The 10,849-nt window shown below is 49.1% G+C and carries 12 protein-coding genes; all 12 read left to right on the plus strand.

The window, feature by feature from the left end:
- Positions 1-1,037 (plus strand): competence/damage-inducible protein A (locus GX016_07400; protein HHT71382.1); only part of this gene is annotated, 1,037 nt, incomplete at its 5' end.
- 15 nt (positions 1,038-1,052) lie between these two features.
- The gene (locus tag GX016_07405; protein HHT71383.1) at positions 1,053-2,417 is read left to right on the plus strand and encodes a metallophosphoesterase; all 1,365 of its coding nucleotides are present in this window, start codon (positions 1,053-1,055) and stop codon (positions 2,415-2,417) included.
- A gap of 87 nt (positions 2,418-2,504) precedes the next feature.
- Complete coding sequence (gene thpR, locus GX016_07410; GenBank protein ID HHT71384.1) at positions 2,505-3,044, plus strand: RNA 2',3'-cyclic phosphodiesterase; 540 nt, start codon at positions 2,505-2,507, stop codon at positions 3,042-3,044.
- A gap of 12 nt (positions 3,045-3,056) precedes the next feature.
- Positions 3,057-4,091, plus strand: coding sequence for a recombinase RecA (recA, locus tag GX016_07415; GenBank protein ID HHT71385.1), 1,035 nt, complete (start codon positions 3,057-3,059; stop codon positions 4,089-4,091).
- A 2-nt stretch (positions 4,092-4,093) separates the two neighbouring features.
- Positions 4,094-4,582, plus strand: coding sequence for a regulatory protein RecX (locus GX016_07420; protein HHT71386.1), 489 nt, complete (start codon positions 4,094-4,096; stop codon positions 4,580-4,582).
- Between the two features lie 167 nt (positions 4,583-4,749).
- On the plus strand, positions 4,750-6,291 hold the full coding sequence (gene rny / locus GX016_07425) for a ribonuclease Y (GenBank protein ID HHT71387.1): 1,542 nt from the start codon (positions 4,750-4,752) through the stop codon (positions 6,289-6,291).
- A gap of 83 nt (positions 6,292-6,374) precedes the next feature.
- Positions 6,375-7,160 (plus strand): TIGR00282 family metallophosphoesterase, encoded by a 786-nt coding sequence (locus GX016_07430; GenBank protein HHT71388.1) that lies wholly within the window; start codon positions 6,375-6,377, stop codon positions 7,158-7,160.
- Positions 7,161-7,219: 59 nt separating this feature from the next.
- On the plus strand, positions 7,220-8,041 hold the full coding sequence (locus GX016_07435; protein ID HHT71389.1) for a PHP domain-containing protein: 822 nt from the start codon (positions 7,220-7,222) through the stop codon (positions 8,039-8,041).
- Between the two features lie 46 nt (positions 8,042-8,087).
- On the plus strand, positions 8,088-8,786 hold the full coding sequence (locus GX016_07440) for a hypothetical protein (protein HHT71390.1): 699 nt from the start codon (positions 8,088-8,090) through the stop codon (positions 8,784-8,786).
- A 398-nt stretch (positions 8,787-9,184) separates the two neighbouring features.
- A complete protein-coding gene (locus tag GX016_07445; GenBank protein ID HHT71391.1) occupies positions 9,185-10,171 on the plus strand; it encodes a GntR family transcriptional regulator in 987 nt (328 codons plus the stop codon).
- Positions 10,172-10,193: 22 nt separating this feature from the next.
- On the plus strand, positions 10,194-10,412 hold the full coding sequence (locus tag GX016_07450) for a 4Fe-4S binding protein (protein ID HHT71392.1): 219 nt from the start codon (positions 10,194-10,196) through the stop codon (positions 10,410-10,412).
- Positions 10,396-10,849 (plus strand): 2-oxoacid:acceptor oxidoreductase subunit alpha (locus tag GX016_07455; GenBank protein HHT71393.1); only part of this gene is annotated, 454 nt, incomplete at its 3' end. The genes GX016_07450 and GX016_07455, both read left to right, overlap by 17 nt.

A 10,849-nucleotide genomic window follows, 5' to 3' on the forward strand; every position in this document is an offset into this window, starting at 1 on the left:
CTACTCAAGATGATATTACTAAAGAGGCTGTGGCCGAGTTTTTGGGTTTAGAATTGATTTTAGATTCGTCTTCGCTGAAGACAATTCGATGCTTCTTTTCTAGACGCGGTCATCACATGACTGACAATAATATTAAGCAAGCACTGCTGCCTAAGGGAGGACTAGCTCTTCCGAATCCCAACGGCACTGCACCCGGCGTGTGGCTGGAGCGCCAGGGTAGGGTAGTAGGCATCCTTCCTGGTCCACCGTTTGAACTGCAGCCGATGTTCGAAAATCATGTACTTCCTCGTCTAACCGCTTTCTTGGGAGAAAAACAAACCATCATAAAGTCGCGGATTCTTAAGCTTTACGGCATTGGCGAATCTCAGGCCGAGGAACAAGTTAAGGATCTAGTAGGTAGTACTAACCCTACCTTAGCTTCATATGCCAAGCCAACCGAGATCCAATTCCGCCTTACGGCAAAAGCTTTTTCTCAGGCGGAAGCTGACAATCTGCTGCAGTCACTGGAGAACAAACTATACGCTCGCTTAGGCCCGTATATTTTTGCTCGGGACGAAGATACCATGCAAGCAGTGCTAGGTAGACTCCTATCTCAGCACAGCCTTTCTCTAGCACTGGCAGAATCATGTACCGGGGGCCTAGCAGCCAATTGGCTAACCGATGTGCCTGGAAGCTCTGTTTATTTCCAAGGCGGGGTTATTTCATATAGCAATGAACTGAAAACAGGTCTTCTGCAGGTGCCGACAGAACTGTTACACCGGCATGGTGCCGTAAGCTGTGAAGTTGCCATAGCCATGGCTCATGGCATTAGGCGTCTTGCTCAAGCAGACATCGGGGCAGCCGTCACCGGGATAGCCGGTCCCGGGGGTGGATCTTCAGAAAAGCCAGTTGGACTTGTATATGTCGCTGTCGCCGACAATGCCGACACACGATACCGTCGCTATCAGTGGAGTGGCGCTAGGAAGATTATCAAGCAGAGGGCGGCACAGGCACTGCTGAATTTGATCAGAGAAAGACTATTGGAGCCCAATATTTAGCTAAGGGGCGACAAAATGAAACGGAAGGAAGTAATGTTACTTCTTGGCTCTGTGGTGGGGGCGCTTGTATTCCTTTCCGTGGCCAGTCCATCAGTCAGTCACCAATTGGCGGCTTTCCGTTTCTCTTTACAGGTGTCACCAGGTCTGGGATACACTAGGCTTGAGCTACCTCCGATAGGATCAGTGGAAGCCAAAACTCACCTGCCCCCTTTTAGTTTGGTCTTAAACTTGCAGAGCATTGACCTCAATGGTCTGCAACAACTGTTAAGCATTCCCGATTCCAAAGACGTGCTTCTTACAACTTTGGCAGCTATTAAGTGGCAGCTCCTGGGTCAGTTACTGCTGCGGGCAACTATCGTAGCGGCTCTAGGCGGTGCCTGGGGAAGTTCTTGGGTGAGAAGAAGCCGGCGCGATCTTATTCAGGGTAGTATCACGGGTATTCTTTTAGTGCTCATGGTAATGATCATAACTGCCGCAACCTACAATCCTCAAGCGCTCGTCAACCCCGTTTACCGGGGAGCCTTAGCAGGTGCTCCTTGGGTGCTGGGATTAGCTCAAAACGCATGGCATAACTGGAATGCTCTCGGCAGTACCGCCAAGATTTTTGTTCGTAACTTACGCCAAGTAATGGCACAAGCGACGACCCAACTCCCGCTGGAACAGATTGACCGCGATTTCAAAATCCTTCATGTTTCGGATTTGCATAACAATCCCCAAGCTATCGACTTTATTCTTGATATTTGTGACAACCTGGCACCAGATATTATTATTGACACCGGCGATCTAACAGATTTTGGTACTCCGCTGGAAGAGGCTCTTTTTAGTCGTCTTTCCTTACTCAGAACCCCCTATTATCTCGTGCTGGGTAACCACGACTCTCCTGCCGTGGCCGAAAGCGTCGCCAAGATACCCGGCTTAGTATTGCTTGATGGATCAACCAAGGCAGGTAGTATCCGAATGATAGGCTCCAGGGATCCAGCGTCTTGGACTGATGCTATCGCACCGTCTTCATCCGAACAGATATCAATTCAGGCGGATCTGATTCAAAGTTGGCTTCAGACAAGCAATGAGCAGCCTTTTATCTTAGCAGTTCATGATCCCAGAACAGCCCAGTTGCTTGTAGGTCAGATACCTCTGATCCTTACTGGTCACACTCATATAAACATGGTGGAAAGTAAGGGTGGAACGGTATTGGTGAACGCTGGCACTACAGGTGGGGCTGGACTTAGAGGCTTACTGGGTGAGAAAGAAGTGCCCCTGACGGCATCTCTTCTTTATGTAGATACCACCGGATCGGAGCCGACGTTGGATGCAGTAGATGTGATCAGTCTTTATCCCCGGGAAAACCGATTCGAATTGATCCGCACTGTAATACCATAATTAGAGAACCGGTACAAGGTACCCTGCCCATAACAACAGAGGAAAAGCAGGTCAATTTTGTATTACTAGTCAAAGATAGGTGATACCATGCGTTTGTTTTTCGCTGTGACGCCACCGGACCATGTACGGGCCAAGATAGCCCACTGGCAACAGCTGTGGTCGAAATCGGTTCATAATGTAAAATGGGTAAAGGAGGAAAACTTGCACCTGACGCTGAAGTTCTTAGGTGAAGTAGTCCCTACCCAGCTGGATCAGGTGGTGTCAGCTGCCCGGTCGGCTTTGGTCGGACATCCGGCCTTCACCCTTGTTGTGAGCGGCACTGGCGTTTTCCCGCATCTACGGCGCGCCCGTGTGCTCTGGCTGGGTCTAAAAGACGATGCGGGACAACTAGCTCGATTACAGCAATATCTAGACAGAAGTCTGAGCAACCTGGGCTTTCCCTCAGAAAACAAGCCTTTTGCACCCCATTTGACCCTTGGCCGTCTTCGTCAACCGTCAGAGGTAACACGGCCGGTTTTTCCAGCCGAAAACCTGGTTCTACCGGTGAACCGCATCATTTTGTACGAGAGTATTCTTAAGTCTCACGGTCCACTGTATAAGCCGCTGGCAACATTTAAATTACAATAGAGGGGGCCTAAGATGTTGGAGAAGGAAAAAGCGCTGGAAATGGCTCTACATCAAATTGAAAAACAGTTTGGCAAAGGAGCAGTAATGCGTTTAGGTGAAGCTGCCGAAAAAATGAGCTTCGACGTGATACCCACCGGCTGCTTGAGCCTCGATATTGCATTGGGTATTGGCGGCATTCCCCGAGGGCGGATTGTGGAAGTCTTCGGCCCTGAGTCTTCAGGGAAGACTACGGTCGCTCTGCATATGGTAGCTGAAGCACAGAAATTGGGGGGCACAGCGGCTTTCATTGATGCCGAGCACGCTCTTGACCCCGTATACGCTCACAACCTGGGAGTCGATACCGATGACCTTTTGATTTCCCAACCAGATACCGGGGAACAGGCCCTGGATATAGCCGAAGCCCTGGTGCGAAGTGGAGCTGTGGACATCATCGTAGTGGATTCAGTAGCTGCCTTGGTTCCCAGAGCCGAGATCGAGGGGGATATGGGCGATGCACACATTGGTCTTCAAGCACGCCTTATGTCTCAAGCGCTGCGCAAGCTGGCCGGGGTTATAAGCAAATCTCACACAATTGTCGTTTTTATTAACCAACTCCGGGAAAAAGTAGGAATTATGTTCGGCAATCCAGAAACAACCACCGGCGGAAGAGCTCTCAAATTCTATTCTTCCGTTCGTCTAGATGTTAGAAAACTCGAATCGCTAAAGCGCGGAAATGAAGTGTTTGGTACCAGGACAAGGGTCAGGGTGGTAAAAAACAAGGTGGCTCCGCCTTTTAAACAAGCTGAGTTCGATATTATCTACGGAGAAGGTATTTCGCGCGAAAGCAATATCCTTGAACTCGGTGCCCAACAAGGAATTATAGACAAGAGCGGAGCTTGGTATTCATATGAAGGTGAACGCCTTGGGCAAGGTAGAGATAACGCTCGTGAGTCTTTGCGTAATAATCCCGCCATGTGCCAGGAAATTGAAGAAAAAATACGCGAAACCTTTGACCTCACTCCGGTGAAGACAAAACCATCGGACAACAGTGACTCACTGGAGGAGTAACGATGTTCAGGACCGTGCCTACTGAAGAGCCTGATTCGCTGACTGCCGCCAAAAGCTATGCATTTAGGTTGCTGAGCCGCCGGCCTTACAGCCGTGTGGAATTGACCCGGCGACTAGAGCGAAAGGGCTTTAGTGAAGGGGTTTCCCAAGAGACGGTGAAATTGATAGAAAGGTATGGCTATGTTAACGATAACGAGTTAGCGAAACGCGAAGTGGAACAATGCCTCCAGGTGAAAAAGCTCGGCCCTAAAAGGATTCGGCTTCGTCTGCACACGCGAGGTATTGCCCCAGAAACAATAGAAGAGGTTCTGAGCTCCATTGATGCTGACAGTGTGTACCGACTTTGTCTGGAAGAAGCTCGAACAAAACTGGCAACCATGTCTGAGCCAGATGCTTATAAAAAGCAGTCTCGCCTGGGATCATTTCTTTTGCGTCGTGGTTTTGGCTTTGAATGTGTAACTAAATGTTTGCGCGAGCTTACCGAAGCCTAAATGGTGCTTCTTGACAATATGAACACCATAACTTACAATAAACTCGTGGGCTAGGGTATGCTTAGCTATAAAGAGCCAAATCCACCCAATGCAATCTACAAAATAGTATGGCACACCTGCAGCCGAGGTTGCACTCGGCTTCTTTTACATCAAGGAGGTGAAATGTTATCAGTACCAACCAAATAGTACTTTTCTCTGTTGGCATTGCATTGCTGGCATTTCTTATAGGTTATGCCGCACGTAAGTATATTGCTGAAGCCCGAATCGCTTCAGCTGAAGAAGCTGCTCGGCGCATTGTTGAAGAAGCGGAAAGAGAAGCAGAGGCCAGAAAGCGTGAAGCTTCGCTGGAATCCAAGGAAGAAGCTCATCGCATGCGCCAAGAGTTAGAACGGGAAAACAGAGAACGTCGGTCCGAACTTCAGCGTCTGGAAAGACGGCTAGTTCAGCGAGAAGAAACCCTTGATCGCAAGTTAGAAAGCATCGAAAAGAAAGAAGAGCTCCTGGATAAGAAAACAAAATCTGCTCAAGCCATCAAAGAACAACTGGAAAGCACTTACCAGGAGCAATTACGTGAACTGGAACGTATTTCCGGCTTGACATCAGAGGAAGCGCGTACTCTCCTCTTGACTAACGTAGAAAACGAGATCCGCCATGAAGTGGCGATGCTCATCAAGAACATTGAAACTGAAGCCAAAGAAGAAGCAGACAAACGCGCTCGCGACATTATCACCCAAGCTATTCAACGCTGTGCTGCCGATCATGTGGCGGAAGCGACAGTATCTGTAGTCACTTTACCCAACGACGAAATGAAAGGGCGCATTATCGGGCGGGAAGGTAGAAACATCCGCGCCCTGGAGACCATGACCGGTGTAGACCTCATAATTGATGACACTCCGGAAGCAGTTATAATTTCTGGATTTGATCCTGTTCGGCGGGAAATAGCAAGGGTGGCCTTGGAAAAGCTTGTTGCGGACGGAAGAATACATCCCGCTCGCATTGAAGAGATGGTTGAAAAGACTAAGAAAGAAGTTGACAATCGAATTCGCGAGGAAGGAGAACAAGCCGCTTTCGAAACCGGGGCCAATAATGTCAATTCTGAACTAATCCGGCTGTTGGGACGGTTGAAATACCGGACCAGCTACGGCCAAAACGTGCTTAAACACTCCATGGAAGTGAGTCACCTGGCCGGTATCATGGCTTCCGAATTGGGAGCCGATGTAACCCTGGCGAAAAGAGCCGGCCTTCTTCACGACATTGGCAAAGCTGTCGACCACCAGATGGAAGGACCCCACGTAACCATTGGAGCTGATTTGGCTAGGAAGTACGGTGAGTCCCCCGAGGTGGTACATGCCATAGCTGCCCATCATGGTGACATAGAGCCACAAACAGTGGAAGCCATTTTGGTTCAGGCTGCCGATGCTTTGTCAGCCGCCCGTCCCGGAGCCAGACGTGAGACCTTAGAGGCGTACATTAAGCGTCTGGAAACTCTAGAAAACATTGCCGATTCCTTTGAAGGGGTCGACAAGTCATATGCCATCCAAGCAGGCCGTGAAGTGCGAATTATGGTTAAGCCTGATCGGATTGATGATTTGGGTGCTGTGCGCTTGGCCAGAGATATTGTGCATAGAATAGAGACCGAGTTGGATTATCCCGGACAGATCAAGGTTAACGTAATCCGAGAAACAAGGGCTGTGGAATATGCCAAGTAGGCTTGTTCCCAGCCTGCTTTTTGGCCACCTGGAATGGTCTCTGGTGGTCAAAATAATACGGGCAAATGTTAGGAGGGCGGGAGGTGCGTGTCCTAGCCATAGGTGATATTGTCGGACGGCCAGGGAGGGAAGGTCTAAAAACCGCCTTGCCCGAACTCAGGCAAGAACTGAATCTAGATCTGGTTATTGCCAACGGGGAGAATGCCGCCGGTGGCGTTGGCTTAACTGAGGGTGTAGCCCAGGAAATATGGGGAGCGGGAGTAGACATCATAACTAGCGGCAACCATATTTGGAGCAAAAGGGAGATCTATCCGGTGTTGGAGCGAGAACAGCAGCTGCTGCGCCCAGCTAATTATCCTCCCGGTACTCCCGGCCACGGCTGGACTGTTTGGGAGAAAAATGACCTTAGGGTAGCCGTGGTTAACCTAGCTGGTCGCACATTTCTTGAACCCCTAGAGTGCCCATTTAGACTTATTGATTCATTGTTACCGGAAATAAGGCAGCAGACCAACATGGTAATTATTGATTTCCATGCCGAAGCTACTTCCGAAAAGATTGCCTTCGGATGGTATGTAGACGGTCGAGTTAGTATGGTTTTTGGTACTCACACCCACGTACAGACAGCAGATGATCGTATTCTTCCTCAAGGAACTGGATACATAACGGATATAGGTATGACCGGCCCCCGTGATGGAGTTTTAGGCGTAGATCGTGAAATAATCATCCAGCGTTTTATGACCCAACTGCCAACACGCTTTAATGTAGCGACCGGTGACGTGGACATAATGGGTATTTGGGCTGACATTGATCCTGTAACTGGGCGCACTTTCCATATCGAGCGCTTGTATCGAACGTTAGCTTTGGATTGACTAGTGCTGCTACAGTCGGCGGACCGGTGATATCACTAGCTTACGCAGGAGGTCAAAAGGTGGATTCCATGGCCGACTTGCACGTTCATAGCACGGCATCGGATGGCAAATATACCCCTACTAACATTGTGGCCTTAGCAGCATCTTTAGGCCTCTCAACCATTGCCTTGACTGACCACGACACCGTAGACGGCTTAAGGGAGGCCCAAGCTGCCGGGTCGCTCTGCGGTGTTCAAATCGTACCGGGGATAGAGCTTAGCACTGAGCACAAGGGCACTGAAGTACATGTGTTAGGCTATTTCATTCAGCCTCAGAGAGGTGCCTTGTCGGCCAAGTTAAGACAGTTGCGCGCAGCCCGTCACCGGCGGGCTGTTGAAATACTACGACGACTTCAGAGCCTCGGCTTGCCTCTTAGTTGGGATCAAATTCGAAACCATTTGGCAGGGGATGTTGTGGGCAGGCCCCACATTGCCCGGGCCTTAGTTAACGTCGGTTATGTGCAATCGGTCCAAGAAGCTTTTGACCGCTACTTGAAGCAGGGCCGCCCGGCCTATGTTCCTCGATACAAACTGACCCCTCTGCAAGCGATAAAACTGGTTCATCAGAGCAAAGGCGCAGCTGTATTAGCACATCCTGGCACCCTGTCCGATCCATCGTCGCTAGAAACATTGTTGGAACTTGATTGGCAAGGTATTGAGGTTTTCCATCCTGATCACTCTGATCAGGTAACAGCGGTGTTGCAACACATAGCCCCAAAAAGGAACCTTGTTTGTACTGGCGGCAGCGATTTTCACGGCAATAACCTCGTTGGTCGCAATCTGGGCGCCTGTACAGTTAATAACGCCGCCGTAGAAGCATTAAGAAGAAGATGCCGGTTCTAAATTCTTCCTCTTTAGCAATACACTGTTCCAGGAGGGGGAAAAGAACATGCGCCCGCATCTGGATTTAAACCACAAAGCCTTCACCATATTCTTGACAACTGCCGCTTTTATTTTGTTCTTATGTTTTTACCTGCTTCAGTCGAAGCCAATAGACCCGAATTATGTTGCCCAACGAGCTCAAGTGAAATTGGCTCAGACCTCCAGTTATCGATTCGAACTGTCGGTTCAGACTGTTATTGACGGCCAAGACAAGAAGGTAGCCGCTGTTAGCGGCGAGTTTCTACAGCCAAACACTTACCATCTTAAAGGGAGCAGTTATGATTACGACCTCGAGCTCTATCACGTTAACAGCCAACTATTCTTTTTTGACCCGGCGGACAAACGCTGGAAGCGGGCCTCTGCTGCCCCCAGCTTGGTTACCGAAGCCGTCTTGTTTACCACCAGTCCCATTGCAGACTTCTTGGCAGCGACGGACTTTACACTGATAACACGGCGACGGTTACATGGTCAGTCAGTCTATCAGCTTGGTGCTAAGTTGGATTGTATTGCTAATCCTTATTGGGAGATCTTTTTTAACGACTTCTACCTGGAAAGCTGGATTGAGTACCCCAGTTGCCGAGTGAAGCAATTGCAGCTTATTGGTAGTAACAATGGTTCGGATGAGAACCGACTGACAGCTACCTTAATGGTTACCGACTATGATCAGCCTGTTCAAATTACCTTGCCCGTGGGTATTTCCGAATAAAAGCATTGACTTGAAAGCGGTAATAGGCAGGACTTTAGCTGCCAATGGAGAATATGTGTTATTGGTGCTAATGGACTATGGACCTATCTATGGTGCCATTCCAAAGATGAGGTGATGCAACTGAGACCATAATCGTGTTTTGTGGCACTTGGAGACTGTCTCTACTCATGATCGTTCCTCCATACCGGATAGCTTGGACATTTTTTCTCATGGTATTTCAGCTAGGGACAGGCTCACTGGCCAAGTGACACGGCAAAAACTTACCTGTGTGGTGATACCTGGACCTGGAAGCTGTGTGGTAACCTGTTTGGCTGTATGTTTGAAGAGTTATTTGACCTTATTGGCACTATTGATTATTCCATGGAAAGATAGTGCCAGAAGTCTTGAGGTGTGAAAACATGGCAACTAAAAACCTAGCCCTGGAACTAGATCTAAAGAGTGGTGTGCCGCTTTATATTCAAATCAAGCAGCAAATTGGCAGCCTAATTTCTGCTGAAGTATGGGAGATGGGGTTCAAACTCCCAACTGAGCGCGAGCTGGCCAATATTCTAGGGGTTAGCCGTAACACGGTTAGCGCTGCGTACAAAGAATTAGAGGCGGACGGTTTGCTGGTATCGTTGCAGGGCCGGGGCACTTTTGTTGCTGGAGAACAGGCAGAAAAAGAAAAGACCGGACGTAAAGGACGCCTGCTAAAAGTTGTTGACTTGGCGCTTGAAGAAGCAGCTGCGCTAGGATTTGGTCCCGATGATTTCTTGAAGTTGGCTACAACCAGGGCACTGGAACGTAAAGAATCCTTGGGGACTGTACATGTTGCTTTCATAGGAACATCTATGGAGCAGGCTTTATATTTTCAACGTGAGCTCGTCCCCCAGACTGGCATAAAAACCGTGCCGTTCTTGCTGAACGAAATACAGGACGATCCTGCTACGGCAAGAAAGAGCTTGATATCCTATGACTTAATAGTGACCACTTTCCTTGAAATTGATAAGTTGCAAGAGTTAATACAACCCTCTGCCATACCTATTCTAGGAATTGCCTTAGGGCTGGAATTGGAGACCATTGTTCGTATTGCTAGACTGCCGAAAAACAGCACCTTGGCTCTGGTCTGTAGCACCGAAGCTTTTGCCGCTACCGTGAAGGAATCCCTCCATGACTCCGGCATAGATGATCTTATCATCGTCCCCACCACGGAAGCTGGCGCAAAGCTGGCAAGTGTTCTGGTCCTGGCTGATGCTGTAGCTGTAACTGCCGGCCGAACAGCAGAAGTGTTAAACACGATGGAGAAAGCAAAAGAAATGGAGATAATAGAACTTAGGTATCGAATTGATCAAGGTTCATTAAACATGTTCCGTTGTTATTTAACGGATCTTAGGAACAAGACCTGAAAAGAAACAGGGGTGACAAACCATGACTGAAGAAGCGACCCTGATCCGTATTAACGAGAAGTGGTGTAAAGGCTGCGGTATCTGCATTGCCTTTTGCCCGGCAAAAGTACTGGTGGCTCGCCAGGACGGCAAAGCTTTTGCAGCCAATCCGAAGGCTTGTACTCGTTGCGGCTTGTGCGAATTAAGGTGTCCTGATTACGCCATCAGTGTAGGAGGGAGAACCCATGGCAACAAAGACTGAATGTAAAGCACGGCTTCTCTCCGGCAATGAAGCTTGTGTATATGGAGCTATTGCGGCCGGAGTGCGTTTCTTTGCCGGTTATCCAATTACACCGTCGACTGAAATAGCCGAGGGTTTGGCAGAAGAACTGCCTAAGTTCGGTGGTAAGTTTATTCAAATGGAAGACGAGATCGCCAGCATGGGTGCTGTAATCGGTGCCTCCTTAGCCGGTCTCAAAGCTATGACTGCCACTTCAGGCCCCGGTTTTTCCTTAAAGCAAGAGAACATCGGCTTTGCGGCCCTGACTGAAATTCCCTGTGTAATTGTCAACGTGCAACGCTACGGCCCCAGTACAGGACTACCTACATCACCGGCTCAAGCAGACATAATGCAAGCTCGCTGGGGTACCCATGGTGACCATCCAGCTATAGCTTTGATGCCGGCTTCGGTTCGGGAAG

The sequence above is a fragment of the Bacillota bacterium genome, from assembly GCA_012837285.1.
Classification (GTDB): Bacteria; Bacillota; DTU030; order DUMP01; family DUMP01; genus DUNI01.

Excerpts from the sequence above, each read along its gene's own strand:
- GX016_07450 (HHT71392.1), top strand. The coding sequence starts at position 10,194 with ATGACTGAAGAAGCGACCCTGATCCGTATTAACGAGAAGTGGTGTAAA.
- GX016_07440 (HHT71390.1), top strand. The coding sequence starts at position 8,088 with ATGCGCCCGCATCTGGATTTAAACCACAAAGCCTTCACCATATTCTTG.
- GX016_07445 (HHT71391.1), top strand. The coding sequence starts at position 9,185 with ATGGCAACTAAAAACCTAGCCCTGGAACTAGATCTAAAGAGTGGTGTG.
- GX016_07420 (HHT71386.1), top strand. The coding sequence starts at position 4,094 with ATGTTCAGGACCGTGCCTACTGAAGAGCCTGATTCGCTGACTGCCGCC.
- thpR (HHT71384.1), top strand. The coding sequence starts at position 2,505 with ATGCGTTTGTTTTTCGCTGTGACGCCACCGGACCATGTACGGGCCAAG.
- GX016_07405 (HHT71383.1), top strand. The coding sequence starts at position 1,053 with ATGAAACGGAAGGAAGTAATGTTACTTCTTGGCTCTGTGGTGGGGGCG.
- recA (HHT71385.1), top strand. The coding sequence starts at position 3,057 with ATGTTGGAGAAGGAAAAAGCGCTGGAAATGGCTCTACATCAAATTGAA.